This window comes from Candidatus Poseidonia alphae (genome assembly GCF_943787815.1).
Taxonomy (GTDB): Archaea; Thermoplasmatota; Poseidoniia; order Poseidoniales; family Poseidoniaceae; genus Poseidonia; species Poseidonia alphae.
The window spans coordinates 116,110-132,900 of sequence record NZ_CALSNW010000002.1 but is presented as its reverse complement, the minus strand read 5'-3'; the positions used below and the strand labels follow the sequence as shown (position 1 = coordinate 132,900).

Sequence of the window (16,791 nt, the reverse complement as noted above, 5' to 3'; positions counted from 1 at the left end):
CCCCTCCACCGGAACAGAAGATATGTGGACAGACGAACAGTTGCGCGAACAAGGTTGGACCGATGAGCAAATTGCAATCCGCAAAGTGGAACAAGCCGCCGAAATCGCAACCACCCAGACGGAACTACCAGAAGTTAGTACCTCAATCCCAATTGTGGAGGAAAAAATTGAGGCTCTAGGTAACCCCCTTGGATCATCTGGATTCGCTTCGTCCATGCCAGCGCCAATGTCTGCCATCCTTTTGGTAGCCATGCTTGTCTTGGTGCCTTTTTCCATCTATTCAATCTCCAATGCAGAAGGCATTGAAGGCGCTTCTGGCAACGATGGCATGAATGGTTCGAACGGGACCGACGGGTCAAGCTTCCATCTTGTTATCACCGCAGCTGAACTTGAAACGTGCAATGAAGATCTCAACAACCAAATTTTCTTTATTGCTTCTCAAACAATGTTCCAAGTGTGTCAAAACAATGCCTGGCAAGAAATTGACCTCACTGGACAAGCAGGACTCAACGGTACTGACGGCATCGATGGCGTGAACGGAACCAACGGGGACGATGGAGTCAACGGTAGTGATGGTAATGATGGACAAAACGGCGCCAATGGTGCTGATGGCTCAGATGGACAAACGTCACTGATCGTTTCAAGTGTTGCAGCGCTCGCAAACTGTCCATCTGGAGGAACGCGTATCGAGACAGGAATCGATGACGATCGAGACGGATTCTTAGCGCCCTCAGAAATTGATTCGACGCTCTTAGTTTGCAACGGTGAAGATGGAAGCGATGGGACGAACGGTGCGGATGGTTCGGATGGAGCCGACGGTTCGGATGGAGCCGATGGGAGTTCAACGACAACCATGATGGTCGCAAGTTTGGAACCTGCTCCGACGTATCTTACATGCAATGGTTCGAGTCAATTGTTGAAGCAAGGATTGGACGATGGTTCTGGAGGCGGCATCGCCCAGAATGGAATTCTGGAATCGGGTGAAATCATTACCACTTCGCTGATTTGTACGACGTTTGATGTCGCTCAAGTCGATGACATCAATGTGGGTGCTGGACATAGCACGCCTTCGGATTTTGCCTCCATCAATTCAACGATGTACTTCACAGCAACGAGCGGAGGTTCGGGTGGAATTTGGTCAATGGATGTCAATGAAACCATTTCAAGCGTTTATTCTGGTACGGCTATGAGCCTGCGAGCAGTTGGCGATGTACTGATGTTCCTTGGAAGCGATCCAACAAACGGTCTTGAACCTTGGATTTACTATCCTTCGAATGGAACGGCATCATTGATTTCCGATGTCTTACCAGGAACGTCTGGCAGCTTTGCTGGAGAATTTACACTTCTTGGAACGACCGTGTTTTTCCCTGCACGAGATACTGCAGGCGTGTTTGATTTGTGGGCATACGATTTGGCAAACGGGTCCATATGGAATGAGGTGGCGAATGTTCAACCAACAAGCTTGATTGTTGTTGGTTCTGATCTCTATTTCTCAGCAGGTCCAAACAATGCAAACGTCGAATTGTGGAAGCATGATTCTACGACAAAAACAACATTCATGGTCAAAGACATCAATCCGGGAATTCTTTCATCAGATCCTTCTCATCTCACAGCGATGGGTACGACCATCTATTTCGCAGCAAACGATGGAAATGGAGCAGGAACGGAGCTGCACGCCTATGAGACAACGAACAACTCGACATGGCTTGTAGCAGACATTCGCCCGAGTTTTGCAACCAGTATGCCCTCCAATCTTGCTGTCATGAATACACGCGTCTATTTCCAAGCCACCTCAGGCACACATTTCGAGATGTGGGCATATGAATCAACGAACCATTCGTACTGGGAAGTCACCAATCTCCAATCCACCTCTGGTACTGGCGCCCCACATGAACTCACAGTCGGCGGATACACTGTGTATTTCGCCGCTGATGATGGAACCACTGGAGAAGAATTGTGGGCACACAATTCGGTTAATGGGACAACATGGCAAGTCATCGATTTGAAGCCGACAGGCGGAAACATCGGTGGAATGCATCACCATAACGGCAATTTGTACTTTGCTGGTGAAGACAATTGGGACGGTATTGAATTGTGGCGTCTTCTCTTCTCAAGAGAAGTGACCTACGTCTGAACGAAATCGTTGATGATGAAACAATCATCTCAGCTATTCCATGATTCAATCGATAATACTGCGAATCAGAGGGTGACTGCACAAACCCCTCTAGACATTATGGAGGAGTACAATGGGTGTTCAGTCCCCCAGTACAGTCACTACGCAACAAAATGTAATGACCCAGTGAAGTGGATATCATGAGAGGCGGGTGTGTGGGCTGTCAAACGGGCTAAACACTCCGAAAAATGGTTTAATTTGATAATGGAGATGTCCTGTGGTATATTTATGAGCAGGAATGAGAAACCTTCTGAGACGTTTCAAAATCGGCCGATTCGAAATTTCTTCAAACTCGTTCCCATACTCGAATGGTTCTACCCCATTGACCATCGCCGTCTGTGGAAAGATGCTTACAACGAAGCCTATCCGAGTGGAAAAACGCTCAAAGAGAGCTACAAAGCGGTATGGGAAGTCAATACTCTAGCAGCGGTTTTGGTGTTGGCCATGAATGCATCTTTGTTCTTCAATCTGCTAACAGGGGAATCCAAAGACTTCTACTGGGCCTCTACTCCCTACACGAGTTTGGCTTGGTGGACCATGATTATGGGGGGTATCATCGTCGTCATCAATTTCGTTCACCTCAACTGCCTCCTAGTGGTTCACGGCGTATATTCGGCGGTGGACGATGACAACTTTCGGGCCATCGTCAGTGCGAGAGGGCCAACTGGCCGCTTGGCAATGATACCCGATTATCTCGTGGTCTGTTCTATGTATGGCATGGCGATGTGGTGGTGCATGCTTCTTCTCGTGCACATCAAAACCATCGTTGGTTCGGCCATAATTATCGGTCTATTGTTGGCTATCGTGACATTCTTGGTATCGTACTCGAGTTATGCGGCTCGTATCATTTACCACAGCGGGGCACACAAACCAGAGAGTATTTTCCAAGAAATCGCCGCCGACAATCTCCCTCAAACCCACGAAGAATTGGGCGAGGCCATCATGCAGCGAGCGTTGAACGATATGCGACAAACGATGGAGCCGCTTAACATCGGGTCGCAAATCCGAAAAGATTTGGAGAATACCGAAGGATGGTCGCAAACGAAAAGCGATCAAGAATGAACCCTTGCAGACGTATACGAGCATGAGGGTAGCCTATGAAAGGACGGACTGCAATCCCATTAATTCAGTAAATGCTAACTCATCGGTCTAAGCAGAAACCCATTGATGTATCTGTTAATCGATTGCATGATGCTCTGATTATACTCGTAATTGTCATCAAACTAATAATAGTTTATATCTTTTAACTTAATCAACAGGCCTATGAAGATTGGTTTAGAGGTTCTAGCAATTTGGTTTTTTGGAGGGATCTTGGTTTTGTTTTCAATTGGAGGAATTGTCGCTGATTATATTGAAAATTCCGATCGAGAATCATGGGTAGAAACAAGAGGAAACGTAAATCAATTCGATTTAAATCATGAATGTTGGGAAGAATCACGGAGTGAAGATGATACAGGTTTTGGCAATACCGATAATAACGATCTTACTTATTGCGATCCTGTTATATCGATTACATATTCATTCTATCCTATTTCCGAAAATAGTACTGTTGAAAATACTGAAACCTATCCCCTGGGAGATTCCCTAGAGTTGATAGAAAATCTATCCTCAAGCCAGTGGAATTCAATCGTGAGTGAGTGTACTGGAAAAGAAGTATATTTAGATTTTGAAGAATGTGAAAGAAAAGTAAACAACACATTTCTGATACTTGAAAACGTGACAGTGTTTTATGACCCAGACAATCCAATGAAAAATGATTTGTTCAATTACGTTTCTCAACCTGATGATTTTCTTTTCTTGATTCTAGGTATTGCTATTATTCTTTTTGGTTTCAAATGGCATTATGGAAATATGAAATCTTCAGATAGCCCTTGATCTAATTGTACTTCATCTACTAGGGCTAGCGAAGTTGACGGATAGCACTACAACGGTTACATTGTTACATATCCGTCAATATGGGTATCTACCTCAGACCGATTATGATACGACCTATCTACAACGGGTTGTATCTATACTCATGCATAAATCTGGTCAAAGTAGTCGGGGAAAAGTATTTGTTCTATTGATTTGTAATTTGTATATGGCAAGTAAGACGATTTCAAACAAATCTGGTTTAATAGGTCTATTTGGACTATTTATTGGTCAAGGATTCCTTATCGGACTGGTCTTAATTGTACTCGGATTAACAAAAACGATAGAACCATTTGTACTAATTTCATATGAATATGGGCTTGTTATAGAAGGGCTGGTAGTAACCGTTCTCGGTACGCTAGGAGGCGTATTCGCGCCAATGGTTATTGGTCTGATTATGAAAGACCCTATTAGATTCATAATCGATGACGATTATATTGAAGCTGTCCAATTCGGAGCATTATTGATAAAATCTCCCAGCTTTATAGAAAGGCACCCTAGGGAGGGAATAACAAGTATCGAACTGAGCGAAGTAGTGAAAACAAATGATGAGGGCACGGAGACTACTACTTACTCTGCCAAACTTATCGGGAATGAGGGAGTAGTTATCGGGACTTTAAGAGGCATATCCAGCACTGGTGTTGCCGAGGAGATAGCCGAGACTATCAAAGTCGAATTGTCTAGGAATTTCGACTAATTTTTCTAATCTTGTCAAAGTCCCACCCATACTATACTCGAAAGGGTACGCTATCTACTACTGAACGCATGGGCTCCCCTTACGCTCGTATGTGAATCAAAGGGTAGCGTCTGTATCGACCCACTGAACCTTTTGTGCCGGAAAACAAAACTCAAACGGTTTCTGATTCTTGTGTGAGAAAGCTATACGGTTGCAATCTTTGGACAAGGTCTTTTCTTACTCGAGGTCAACGCCTTCTTCGAGCAACAATTTACGTTTGGCCTCAATACCACCCGCTCCGCTGTATCCACCCAAACCGCCATCGGTTCGTATCACGCGGTGGCATGGGATGGTCACCAAATAGGGGTTCTTGCCGCACGCATTGGCCACTGCACGCACTGAACCAGGCCGCCCAATCATGGTGGCGAGTTCCTTGTACGTGCGAACTTCGCCTTTTGGAATCGTCTTCAAGGCATTCCACACCAGAAGTTGAAACGGGGTCCCAATCAGTTTTGGATGATGGCTCATGGCGGTCTACTGAAGGCTTAGACATTAGAATTTTCCCGCAAACGGTGAACGATTTGCAAGGCCACCGCAGCAAGTTCACTTTCACTTTCATCGCTCATCGGAGTAGGGTCTAAGAAAACATACTCGGCCTTATCGGCTGATTGAAAGAGATGGGTCGAACCGTTCCAACATGGCGCAACAGAATTGAATCTGAAATGACATCGCTTGAACCCTTTAGAAGGGCGCTAAATTCTGGTGATAAACTCGTCTTTGATGAACTGCTAAACGGGGTGCGCAAGCGGCGTACTGCTGGTGGAATGCTGCCTGCACATGATGCTTGGAAGCCGATGTTAATGTCCATGCTCATTGAATGCCATTCTCGTATCGCAGAATTGGAACAGCGGATTGAAAATCTCTCAGAAGCGTGATGCTGTGAACGGTTGGATTATTGACGCACAACTCGGTGATGATGGCATCACCATGGACATCTGGATGTTCGTAGAACCGAGCGGAGTCCAACGGGTCATCGTACCGTGGGCGGCTGCAATTCATGTCCATGCGACAAAACAACGGCTTGAACACCTCATGAACTGGCTTGAATGCGCTGAGATTGCACAACGGTTTGCTGTGGGTTCAATGCAATACATTCGGAGCCGACTTTCTCTTGACCAGTATGAAATGCACGATGTTTTGGAAATTGAGATGGTGGACAACCGATTGATTCGTAGCCTTGCGGAACACATTGAATCAAGAGGAGATTACCATCGCTACACACTCTACTCGGTTGATGCACATCTTGCTCAACGCTTCTTTGTGGAACATCAGGTTGCCCCGTTCCAGTATGTACGATGGGACGGTGTTGGTTTTAGTCCGCTTGAAGAGAATGGAACCTGGCCAGAATTGAAACAGATGGAAATGGAATTCTGCTACGAGGACTCGAACGGCTTTGACACCTTGGATTCACGGCTTGAAGAAGTCGTGTTGAACACTGCAATCGTGGGAGATGCATCCGATGAAGTTCACAGCACTCGTATCAAAAACAACGCATCAGAGGGTGCTTTTGTTCAAGCATTGCAGCACGCAATTGAGAACATCAATCCCGACCTTGTTCTAACACAAGGCGGTGATTCGCTCCATCTCTCGGTCCTTCAACGACTCAGTGATGCTGCTGGAGTTCCTTTGACAATGAGTAGAAAACCTTCTCGATTGGAAGCACGTACCGCTTCTCGAACCGTTCACTCCTACGGCCAAGTGAAGCGAAAGGACAGTTATTTCCCGATGCATGGTCGTATGCACATTGACCTACGTTCCAGTTTCATTGTTCGCGAAGGCGGTCTTCTCGGATTGTTTGAACTGGCTCGCCATTCACGCCAATCACCTCAAGATATTTCTCGGCTTTCACCCGGTTCGGTAATCAGTGCGATACAAATACGAACGGCGATGGAAGATGGCGTCTTGGTTCCATGGAAGAAAAATCGTCCTGAAGATACGAAAACGGCATGGGAATTGATGATGGCCGACCGTGGAGGGTTGTATCTGGACAGTAAGCCTGGGCTCTATACCGATGTTGTGGAACTTGATTTTGCAAGCCTCTTTCCAAACATCATTGCGACGCGAAACATCTCGCCAGAAACCCTCAACTGCGCCTGCTGCCAACCTTCAAAGGTGGACCTCAGGGCCGATCATTTGCTTCCACTCAACGTTGAATCGGCCCGCAAAGAGTTTAGACGGCGGCGTCTCAATGAAAACATCGGAACCGGCCTCTTTCCTGTCACGCATTCATGGGCTCTTCCAGTTCCTGGCCTGAGTTCTCACACCTGCGGTCGTATTCACGGTTTTCTCGGTCGGGTTGTGGCTCCTATCATCGAACGACGGATGCAATTGAAAGAACACGTCACCACCAAAGGTGACGCCATTGACAAGCAACAAAATGCGTTGAAGTGGCTGCTTGTAACATGTTTTGGCTACACGGGTTACAAGAATGCACGGTTCGGCAGAATTGAAGCCCACGAGGCAATATGCGCATGGTCAAGAGAAATTCTTCTGAAAACAATAGCCATGGCCGAAGACGAAGGCTGGACGGTGCTTCATGCCATTGTTGATTGCGTTTGGATTGAAAACAAAGCCATTACCAACCGCGAAGAAAAGCGCCGTCTTGCTCTTCAGTTCGCGCAACGGGTGACCCAAGAAATCGGCATCCCACTGGAATACGAAGACATGTACCACTTCATTGGCTTCCTTCCCAGCCGAATGCACGGTGCGGGTTCTCTTACCAAATACTGGGCCTATGGGGACAAAGGATTGAAAATGCGAGGCATTGAATCGCGCCAACATTCAACTTGCCTGTGGGTTAAATCTCTTCAAAACATGGCCTTTGAGATTCTTATTGACTGCATCCGTGACGGCATTAACGTCCAAAGTCGGCCCGTTCAAAATTCTATTTCAAGCATGTTGCACAAAGAATTAGGAAGGCTTGAACGAAACGGCATTGATATGGAAGAGTTGGTGGTCAAGCGCAGAGTGAGCAAGACCATTGAACAGTTCACCGTGTCAACATTAACGCATGCTGCACTGCTACGCGCCGCTCAACTCGGGCATGAAATACCTCCTGGAGGCAAAGTCAAATTTGTGGTACTAAGGACACGAGATGAAGATCCCGCTGCGCGGGTGATTCTGCTGGAAGAACTGCCTCGAGCTGCAAGGTCAGAAGTCAACGTTGACCATAACCACTACAGAGAACTTGCACGAAGAGCAATATGGGCCATTCTCGCTCCTTTCGGATGGACCGATGAGGAAATCCGCGTTGGACTCAAAGCCGCTACTCTATTTGACTACTCCTCAGCGGATAAACCGTTCAATTCAACAATGTAAACCGGTCTTTTTCCTCTTCAACGCCTCGATTGTGTACGAGCTCATGGTGCAAAATTCGACTGAACGATTCCTCAAGCGTTTCCTGCTCAACGGCTTCCTTACGAAAGCCTGAACTTCCACTGGGGAGATGTAAAAGCCACATCTTCTTTGACCCACGAACACGTTCCATTCGACCAAGAAGGCGTTGATTGCACCGCCTTTCTACTGCTTGAAGCAACGTTGAATGACGTTTTGAATTGGGCTTTGATTCCGTGATCACAATGACTGAAATGTTGTGCTTAACCGCGACAAGGTTGAGATGGTCCATGCATCTTCGAAGCAAAGTACGAGCCTCTCGTTCCTTGACCTGTGAGTCGAGATGCATCGTAATCGGTCCGTCAACGACAACAAGACGTGCTCCAGTGATGTTCAATTCGCCGTCGAGTCGTTCAATCAATGATGCGAATTGATGAACGGTGAATCCGCGGCCCACGAACAAATTTCGGAGCAAGTTATTCGACTCGGGTACGCCCTCTGGAATGCATCGCAGTACACGGGCTGGGTTGAAGCGAGTGGCCCCGTCAATCCAGTGAACGAATTCCCCCGCCATGAGAGCGAGAGCGGCCCATGCTTCTGCGTAAACACGCATGGATTTTCCTGACCTTCCTGCGCCACTCAACTGATAGACGCCCCCACTGCGAGGAGCAATACGAGTTTCATCGATTTCAGTATCAAGTCTTCTCAGTGCTCGTTTACTGCTCATGCCGTTGTTCTCGCGGGCAGCACCTCTATCTTTGAGGAGACACGCTAATTGAAAGTGAAAATGATGAAGGTACAGAGCCCCTTCCATTCACGCTCGCTTCCACGAACCGGCGGAGTAGCGGTAGACGATGGGGGCGCCTGTTGGGACTTCAAGACCCAGAACTTCTTCTTTAGAAAGGCCATCAAGATGCATGATGATGCTGCGAAGGGAATTACCGTGTGCTGCAACAAAGAGGTTTTTTCCAGCTTCAATCGATGGCATCAGCGTATTCTCAAGGTAAGGGATGGTACGCTCTGCAGTCAATTCAAGCGATTCACCGTTGGGTGGAGGCACATCAAACGAACGACGCCAAACGTGCACCTGTTCTGCGCCGTATTGCTCTCGCGTCTCATCTTTGTCAAGGCCTTGGAGGTCACCGTACATGCGCTCGTTCAACTGCCATGCAGCGTGAACGGGAAGGATACTGTCTTTGGCTGCGTCGCCTCGAATTTGTGACCATTGGCGCATGCGTGCCTCGTTCTCTGAAAGTCCCTCTTCCATTTCTTGGCTGTATTGGAATACGGGGGTTCGGCCGCTGTTGTGTTCAGACATAGCGATCATAGCGGTCATCTGAGCCCGAATGAGCATGGAGACATGGACTTCATCGATGGGAAGGTGAGCGATCGCTTTGCCGCCTTCGCGGGCTTCATCGATCCCTTTGACCGAAAGTGGAACATCAACCCAGCCGGTAAAAAAACCAGCAGCGTTCCACATGGATTGGCCGTGACGCATCAGAATGAGCAATGACATGGAGGTGCCTCAGTTCGTCCACGAGTAGGCAGGGCATGAAGGTGGCGCTTAACCAAGCAGCCATGGAACGAATGCGAGAACAACCAGTGGGAATACGCCCATGATGAGATCTCTTGTGAAAAGGACAAGAAGGGTCTTTGACTGTGTATTAGTCCGCTCCTCGAATTCCTTTTGCAGTCGTTTGTCAACGACATCTGAGAACTTTCCAGCGCTAATTTTTCCAACCTCAATCGCTGCGCCCATCGCCACACTGCTCAGCAAACCTGCCGGAGTTAATTTACGGGTTAGAAAGGCTCTTCCAGCCCAAACCTTGAGCGAACTCTTCGCCACTTCCATTCCAGTCTCATTCACTTCTTTCTTTGTTACTGGTTTGTTTTTCTGACGACCTGAGATTTTGCGAAGCCAATTTCTAGCTTTAAGTCCAGTATCTGCAACCTTGCGCAACTTTGAGACATCTTGACGAAGCACAGCTGTCAGCATGCGACGAACCCGTGCTACGCGATAAAAATCCATGACAATCCAGAAGAAAAGGGCCATGAGCAGAAGCGTTCCACCAAGATTTGTCACTTCAGACCAAGACTGCCATCCAATAGGGTCAATGAAGAGACGTAGGCCCAAGACGAGCATCGGTGGAATCATGAAGGCAAAAATCTCGTTGAACACCAGAAGACCCATACCTTTGACCGGAAGGGTTCGTAATTGTTTGAGCGCCCATCCTGCATGAGGTGAAAGTTTGTTGATGACTTGGCGCATCGGCTTTGCAAGTATGACGAGACGGAATACAAACGGGAGCCAGAGGATGAACAATACATAGGCATCCCACGGACCTGCTGGTGGGATTTCTGGGATTTGAATAGGGCCTGCTGACATCCTGCCTCATAGGGACATCACGGCTTAGGACTTGAACCAAACGCAAAGATTGTATTGAACCCTAGGAATTTGACAGGTTCACCGAAGCGCTCATGTCCCACCGGCATCTCGGCCAACCATGGTCTTCACACACAACATGGCAGAATGGCTCGGATTTTCAGTCGACAAAGAATGGTTGGAGGAAAACGTCCGATGGAAGGATTTTGGAACTGGTGTTCGCTTGGGACGCCTCTTGCGTGAAGATCAAACCTCACTTGTTCTCTACGAAGCAGACTCCGAGGTTACCGTTGATGCATTCATGCCTCATAGCCACCCTGGTGGTGAATGCTATCTTGTCCTCGAAGGAGAGGTGTGGGATGAAGACGGTTCGTACCCCACCGGATCCATCGTTTGGATGAACCGTGAAACCACGCACACACCCAAGACTCGAGGAAAGACATTGATTCTTGTGCTTTGGCCTGAAGGCGTTAAGTCGGTTTGAATAATGCTTCATTCAAAATGCATAAGCGCATTATAGGTCGTATTCGCCCGAAGCCATCAATCCCTCAAAGAGGAAGGGACCTGCAGGTACAACTGCTGCAATGAATCCGTGAATGAGGGCAGTGAAGGACCAATGCTTGCCCACGCCGAGGAAAAGAAGGCCGATGTAGGCCACGAACAGGCCTCCATGCAGAGTACCAAACAGGGAGACCATCTCTGGCTCTCCTGCAAAATACTTCAACGGCATGGCGTAAAACATCAACGTGAGAAAGGAAAAACCTTCCAAGTAACCTACAAACGCCACCCACTGCTTCATGCTTTGACCTCAACCATCGGCCTACTTGAACCGCACGAAGGGCAAAGTTGGTCGTCGGTATCAGCGTAATCGTGCTTGCATGCGGGGCAGGTTGCAGAGAGTTCCATCTTGCCCATTGATTCCACGGCTTCACCTTGCAATGAAAGATAGCCACTGGCGACGTTGCCTACAGTGTAGCGTCCTGCACCGCCCAAACGAACCAACAAGTCCGGGGGAAGTGTAACGGTCCCCGTTTCGTCGATGATCAGTTCTCGGTCTTTGCTGAGGTCTTCAACGTCAATCGTCTCACCGTGTTCAGCGACAAATCGTCCATCCCGCAATTCAAGCGAACGGTTAGCAAATGCTGCGACTTCTTTCGAGTGAGTCACGATAAGGAACGATACACCATCGTTTAGATGCAAGTCCTTGAACAACGCCAATACTTCACGGCTGGTTATAGGATCCAATGCCCCCGTAGGCTCATCGGCTAAAATCAAGCGAGGCTTGGTAATCAGTGCACGGGAAATGGCGACACGTTGTTGCTCACCACCGCTGAGCATTGCCGGCAATGCATTGATTCGGTGACCCATACCCAAACGGGTAAGCATTGCATCGGCGAGTTGAAGCGCTTTCTTTGAAGATACACCTTGGTGACGAAGGGGTTGAGCGACATTGTCTCTGGCGTTGAGGTTGGGCAGCAAGTTACCTTCTTGGAAGATGAAGGACACCGTTTTCTGGCGCAGCTCAACCAATTCTTGTCCGGAGAGGCGCGTCATGTTCCTTCCGTCTAGACTAACGGACCCTGCACTGGCTTTCATCAGTCCACCAAGACATTTCATCAACGTCGACTTTCCTGATCCCGAAGGGCCAACAACAGCGATTGCTTCGCCGGCTTTCATGTTGATGTGAAGCCCCCGAAGGGCCACAACGTTGCCGTCTTCAGCCTTGGATTCGTACACGTGATAAAGGCCGTCTGCTTCTAAAATCGTATCTACCAACTTCATTCCCCCTTGAGCACACTGGCTAGGTCCGACTTCAATGCACGCCGAGTGGTAACGAGAAGCGCCACGACCACAGCTGCAAACACAGCCAGAGAAACCAAAATGATCTGCGTCCATGGATAGACCAGCGTCCGATTTATCGTCGTCGATGAACCTCCGAAGATTTGGAAGATGAACCCGAAGATGTCGAAGAACCCGTTAAACGAGAGTGCAACGCCAACTCCGAGGATGATTCCGAGAATCATGGATACCATGACAATCGAGAGAATCTCAAAGAGGACCAACCGAATGATCTGATTTGGTGATGCACCAATGGCTTGGAGAACTGCTAACTCTTTTTGGCGTTGACTCAAGACAAGCGAAAGGAACACGAAACTCGAAGCCACTGCGGCTACGCTGGCGACAACAAATTGCAAGGAGAGAAGTCCTGGTGTTCCGAAAATCAACCCGCCGTTTCGCTCGACGTCCTTGTGAGTGCTTGACCAATCAACCACGTTTGATACGCGCGCATCAGCTTGTAATTTTGAACCTAAGGACTCGAGTTCTTCCCCTGAAACACCGTTAACACGTACGATCCAGTCTGTTGAGGTGTAATTGTTAACAGCATCATCGCCTACAAACGAACGCCACGAACTTTCACCGATGATGAGTGATGATGCAATCGTAGGGGCACTAACACCAGGGATGTATTCGTGAGTGCCCATGTAGTACAGCTCATCATTGAACGGAGTGATGTCAATGCGAACAACTGAATTGGCCAAGAAAAATTGAGCCACTAAAGCCGGAGGATTTGTTGCAAACCCACTTGCACAATTCGTCACGTTGGAGTTGGTTCCGTCTGGACAGGTCGTGTTGCTTAGAATTGCTGTTGAAAGATCAAGGGTGCCACTTGACCAGGCCCCCGTCAAATCGGCGTCAGTGAAATCCGTAGATTCCAAGCTACCCGCACCGAACAATTTCAGAAGAACGGCGTTACTTAAGTCCGCTCCAGTAAGGTCAGCCCCACTCATGTCCACGTTGTAGAGGAGCGACTGGCTGAGGTTTACATCTTCAAGGTTTGAATTCGAGAGGTTTGAATTGGTGAAGTCCGCGTAACTGAGGTTTCGGCTGTTGAGGTTTTGATCGGATAGGTCAAGCCCCGACCAGTCACGTTGCATGAGGAAAACATACCTTTCGAACACATCATCAAGTGTCAAATTGGTATCGGCTAAACCGCCTTGAGAGAAATTAAATTCAGCTTGTTCCCAGACGAAATCAATGTTCACCGATTTACCGCTCTTATCGTCTTCCTTGAGAAGGACGTCGTCCAGTCTATTCTCGTCGCCTCCTCGGTCCGAACCTGCAATGTCCAACGAATAGGCTGCATCCTCCCCAGCAGAGAATCCTCCCCCGGCATAGGCAGATAGAGCCGGAGAAACCTCTGTGCCAGGAAGAGCCTGCTCACTCCATTTGAGAACCTCTTTGCTGTTATCAAGCAAGACATAGGTTTGCAATTTATCTCCACCTTGAGAATCGGCCAGCATTAATTCTGGGACACTTGTGATGAGAGGTGTAACCGTTCCATCTGTGAATTCCCCGATAAGGGACGTGAGGGTGGAACTGTTGGTCCCCTCCTCCATTGTAATCTGAAGGTCAGACCCGACGGTTGCGTCGACGGTTTTCTCGTCGACCAAGGTCCCTGTGTAACCTTGTACAGCAGCAAGGGTGACGATGGAGAGCGTGAGAAGCATAATGACTGCAAGGCGGTTCACTGATTCTGCAGAACCTGAACCTTTCAGTCCTCGCTTAACATCGTTCAGCAGAGGAGTCCTACCGAAAACCATCTGCATGATTTGCGGTCCTTTTGCTCCGATTCTTCCAAGCAACAATGCGCCTCCAATCCACAAAGCAAAGGGACCGAAGATACCAATGAGGCCCTCGATGAAGAAATTCGAGACAATTCCGTCTTCGTTCACGTTCATCTCAAGCCAAGTATCGATGACTGCGAGCATACCGAACAAGAACGCAGTCCAGTGCAACCAACGCTTTGGTTGTGCTTTTGCTGTGGTATTGCGAACACCTTCTTCGATTTCAAGTTCGATGAATTCTCTTGCTCGACTACGTCCAAAGATCAAGGCAAGCCCAAGTGTGGTTACGGCTGTGAAGATGGTTGCTCCAACACTGAGGGTCGGAGTAACATCGAAATCACCGGTTCGGAATTCCATAAAGCCAACCGCAGAAAGGACAATCGGAACCGAAACTAAGGCGAGGAGATACCCTGCAAGCCATGCGACTGAAGACATGACAAAGAGTTCAAGCAAGACCATTCCTTGCAAACTTTGAGCATCCGCCCCGATGACGCGATGGATACTCACTTCTCTTCGCCGTTGTTCAAGAGAAAGAACAAGTCCGTAAATCAAAACCGCGAGGGAAAGAATGACAATAGGAATCATAATGATGTAATCAAAGATTTGAATTAAACCAAGGAAAATGTTCAGGAAGGTGATGGTCCCACTGACGATGTCAGTGTAAAACAATTCAACGCCTTCATCGGTGTAGTTTCCGGCCTGTACTCTGGTGCCAAGGTCTTCAAGCCAATCTGCAGCATCCGCTGTTGATGAGGTCGGCAACTGACCGCGGTCGATGGTGACGCCAAGGTACATGTGGTCGTAATCCATCAACGTACCACGTTCAGATTCCTCCAACACTTCCCAGGTGGTGAAAATCGGGTTAAATGGCAGTGTTGGATTTCCAAAGTCCCAAGGTTCGTAGATGCCCATTACCGTCAGGTTCTCAATGGTCATCGACATTCGACAGTAGATCATTTCGTTCTCTTCAGGAGTGACTTCACCTGCACAGTTTTCTTCATTTACGGTCCCCTCAAAGATGGTTGATTCATCAACAACATAGGCAAACGTGAGGCTATCAAGCACATCACCAACGCTGGCTTGTGCCTGGCTTGCAACAGTGGATGGTAGGATTATTCCCCGCTGGCCACTCATGTTTTCAGGACTGGGCCATTCACCCAGGCCTGCGATGATGTTGCCTCCAAGGCGGTCAGCCAATTCACCATCAAAAGCCTCGGGACCGAGGAAACGAATGGCGCGTTTGTCTGAGATCGGTGGTCCGGCGTCAGCAGCTTCGGGGTAGTCAAAAGTGACGTTGCCCCAATAAGGGTTGGCATCGTCGGTAATCGCTTGCATCTCGAGAGGTTGGGCCACAACAAACTCCAAATTGAAAAATCCACCACTGTGAATTCCTTGCCTGCCCAGAACCAAGGTACAATCATTGAATTCGGTGAATTCAGACAACAATTCGTCGCAGACATTGGTCATGGTCGTGGTGTTGTTTGACCACCCGGTACTGTTCTCATTTCCCGGCAGTGGAGTGCGGGCGTACTCAATTTTGGCGTCAAATGGTTCTGAATCCAATGATTCCTCAAAAAAGAGTTGTGAGAGGCCAACACCGTAAGCAAGTACGGTCGTGATGACCAACGAAGCGAGAAACACACCTGCGATGACTGCGAGGCCGCGTTCCTTACCACGCCATGCACCTTGGGCGGCAAGGCGGAGGCGGCTTGGTGCCTCCATGAGGCGATGGGTCGCACGGCCCATTTTTGAGCGACTTTCGGGGAAATCCGTTTCTTTGAGCTCGTGTCCTTTATCGCTCATATCGCTTCACCTCCGATTTCATCTGCATCTTCATCCGTGTTTGCACCCGTATCTGCATTCACATCATCGTCTTCATCTGCATCTTCCGCTTCACCTTCGGGTTCATCGGTATCATCGTCCAAGCCCCAGGCTGAACGAATATCCGAGGCTTCGGTTTTCCCATCGTTGAGAAGAAGCATTCGGTCGGCATTTGATGCGAGATCCGGGTCGTGGGTGACCATGAGGATGGAAATGGGGTTGTCTTTGTCGTGGCACAGTTCTTTAAACAACGCAAGGACTTCTTTTCCGCTTGCAATGTCAAGATTTCCTGTGGGTTCATCCGCGAGAAGAATCGGACGGTTTCCTGCGATTGCACGAGCGATGGCGACACGTTGCTGTTGGCCACCAGATAATTGGTCAGGAATATGGTCCATGCGGTCACCAAGACCTACCTTTTTCAGAGCAACTTCAGCTGCTTTTTCTGCCTCTTCAGCTGGCATACCCGACAGTTCGAGGGCCATGGCAACGTTGTCGGTTGCAGTTAGATTGTCAAGAAGGTGGAAGTCTTGGAAAATCCAACCAACGAGTTCCCTGCGAACGTCAACGACGCCTGACGGTCCTTTCAGGCCGTAGGTTCGCTCACCGAGGGTAATGGAGCCTGCATCTCCAGCGAGAAGACCTCCAATGATGTTGAGGAGCGTTGACTTACCTGAACCTGAAGGGCCCATAAGAGCAACCATTTCCCCTTGTTTGATGCTCATATCCACGCCTTTGAGGACATGCAGTTTGTTTGAACCGGACCCGAAAGCCTTCGTGAGTTTAGTTACTTCTAGCATTTTCATTTCCT

15 protein-coding genes are annotated in these 16,791 nt (G+C 48.5%); 7 read left to right on the top strand and 8 right to left on the bottom strand.

Going from position 1 to position 16,791, the window contains the following annotated elements; genetic code table 11:
* Nucleotides 1-22: 22 nt before the first annotated feature.
* From AAA857_RS04365 to AAA857_RS04350, 4 genes are all read left to right on the top strand, one after another.
* The gene (locus tag AAA857_RS04365) at nt 23-2,134 is read left to right on the top strand and encodes a hypothetical protein (RefSeq protein WP_338173504.1); all 2,112 of its coding nucleotides are present in this window, start codon (nt 23-25) and stop codon (nt 2,132-2,134) included.
* A 267-nt stretch (nt 2,135-2,401) separates the two neighbouring features.
* On the top strand, nt 2,402-3,235 hold the full coding sequence (locus AAA857_RS04360; protein ID WP_338173502.1) for a hypothetical protein: 834 nt from the start codon (nt 2,402-2,404) through the stop codon (nt 3,233-3,235).
* Between the two features lie 201 nt (nt 3,236-3,436).
* On the top strand, nt 3,437-4,048 hold the full coding sequence (locus tag AAA857_RS04355; protein WP_338173500.1) for a hypothetical protein: 612 nt from the start codon (nt 3,437-3,439) through the stop codon (nt 4,046-4,048).
* A gap of 205 nt (nt 4,049-4,253) precedes the next feature.
* Nucleotides 4,254-4,781 carry a hypothetical protein gene (locus tag AAA857_RS04350; RefSeq protein WP_338173498.1) on the top strand — a complete coding sequence of 176 codons (528 nt, stop codon included), beginning with the start codon at nt 4,254-4,256 and terminating at the stop codon, nt 4,779-4,781.
* 216 nt (nt 4,782-4,997) lie between these two features.
* Here AAA857_RS04350 and AAA857_RS04345 read toward each other — a convergent pair whose 3' ends face one another.
* Nucleotides 4,998-5,288, bottom strand: coding sequence for an MGMT family protein (locus AAA857_RS04345; RefSeq protein ID WP_338173495.1), 291 nt, complete (start codon nt 5,286-5,288; stop codon nt 4,998-5,000).
* A gap of 149 nt (nt 5,289-5,437) precedes the next feature.
* Between AAA857_RS04345 and AAA857_RS04340 the strand changes: the two genes are divergently transcribed.
* Together AAA857_RS04340 and AAA857_RS04335 are read left to right on the top strand one after the other, a co-directional pair.
* Nucleotides 5,438-5,695, top strand: coding sequence for a hypothetical protein (locus AAA857_RS04340; protein ID WP_338173493.1), 258 nt, complete (start codon nt 5,438-5,440; stop codon nt 5,693-5,695).
* Between the two features lie 4 nt (nt 5,696-5,699).
* A complete protein-coding gene (locus AAA857_RS04335; RefSeq protein WP_338173491.1) occupies nt 5,700-8,138 on the top strand; it encodes a DNA polymerase domain-containing protein in 2,439 nt (812 codons plus the stop codon).
* Here AAA857_RS04335 and AAA857_RS04330 read toward each other — a convergent pair.
* The 3 genes from AAA857_RS04330 to AAA857_RS04320 form a co-directional block, all read right to left on the bottom strand.
* Nucleotides 8,122-8,880 (bottom strand): hypothetical protein, encoded by a 759-nt coding sequence (locus tag AAA857_RS04330; RefSeq protein WP_338173489.1) that lies wholly within the window; start codon nt 8,878-8,880, stop codon nt 8,122-8,124. The two genes, AAA857_RS04335 and AAA857_RS04330, sit on opposite strands and share 17 nt — an antisense overlap.
* An 87-nt stretch (nt 8,881-8,967) precedes the next feature.
* Nucleotides 8,968-9,669 carry a histidine phosphatase family protein gene (locus AAA857_RS04325; protein ID WP_338173487.1) on the bottom strand — a complete coding sequence of 234 codons (702 nt, stop codon included), beginning with the start codon at nt 9,667-9,669 and terminating at the stop codon, nt 8,968-8,970.
* A gap of 48 nt (nt 9,670-9,717) precedes the next feature.
* Nucleotides 9,718-10,539 carry a hypothetical protein gene (locus tag AAA857_RS04320; RefSeq protein ID WP_338173485.1) on the bottom strand — a complete coding sequence of 274 codons (822 nt, stop codon included), beginning with the start codon at nt 10,537-10,539 and terminating at the stop codon, nt 9,718-9,720.
* A 118-nt stretch (nt 10,540-10,657) separates the two neighbouring features.
* On the opposite strand from AAA857_RS04320, the gene AAA857_RS04315 reads away from it, so the two are divergent.
* On the top strand, nt 10,658-11,020 hold the full coding sequence (locus tag AAA857_RS04315; RefSeq protein WP_338173483.1) for a cupin domain-containing protein: 363 nt from the start codon (nt 10,658-10,660) through the stop codon (nt 11,018-11,020).
* A gap of 30 nt (nt 11,021-11,050) precedes the next feature.
* On the opposite strand, the gene AAA857_RS04310 is transcribed toward AAA857_RS04315, so the two are convergent.
* From AAA857_RS04310 to AAA857_RS04295, 4 genes are read right to left on the bottom strand one after another with little or no spacing between them, the layout of a single operon-like run.
* The gene (locus tag AAA857_RS04310; protein WP_338173481.1) at nt 11,051-11,335 is read right to left on the bottom strand and encodes a DUF3817 domain-containing protein; all 285 of its coding nucleotides are present in this window, start codon (nt 11,333-11,335) and stop codon (nt 11,051-11,053) included.
* Nucleotides 11,332-12,318: an ABC transporter ATP-binding protein gene (locus AAA857_RS04305; RefSeq protein ID WP_338173479.1), complete on the bottom strand. Its 987-nt coding sequence runs from the start codon at nt 12,316-12,318 to the stop codon at nt 11,332-11,334. The genes AAA857_RS04310 and AAA857_RS04305 overlap by 4 nt, the downstream gene beginning before the upstream one ends.
* Nucleotides 12,315-15,965 carry an FtsX-like permease family protein gene (locus tag AAA857_RS04300; protein WP_338173477.1) on the bottom strand — a complete coding sequence of 1,217 codons (3,651 nt, stop codon included), beginning with the start codon at nt 15,963-15,965 and terminating at the stop codon, nt 12,315-12,317. The genes AAA857_RS04305 and AAA857_RS04300 overlap by 4 nt, the downstream gene beginning before the upstream one ends.
* Nucleotides 15,962-16,780 carry an ABC transporter ATP-binding protein gene (locus AAA857_RS04295; protein ID WP_338173475.1) on the bottom strand — a complete coding sequence of 273 codons (819 nt, stop codon included), beginning with the start codon at nt 16,778-16,780 and terminating at the stop codon, nt 15,962-15,964. The genes AAA857_RS04300 and AAA857_RS04295 overlap by 4 nt, the downstream gene beginning before the upstream one ends.
* Between the last annotated feature and the right edge of the window lie 11 nt (nt 16,781-16,791).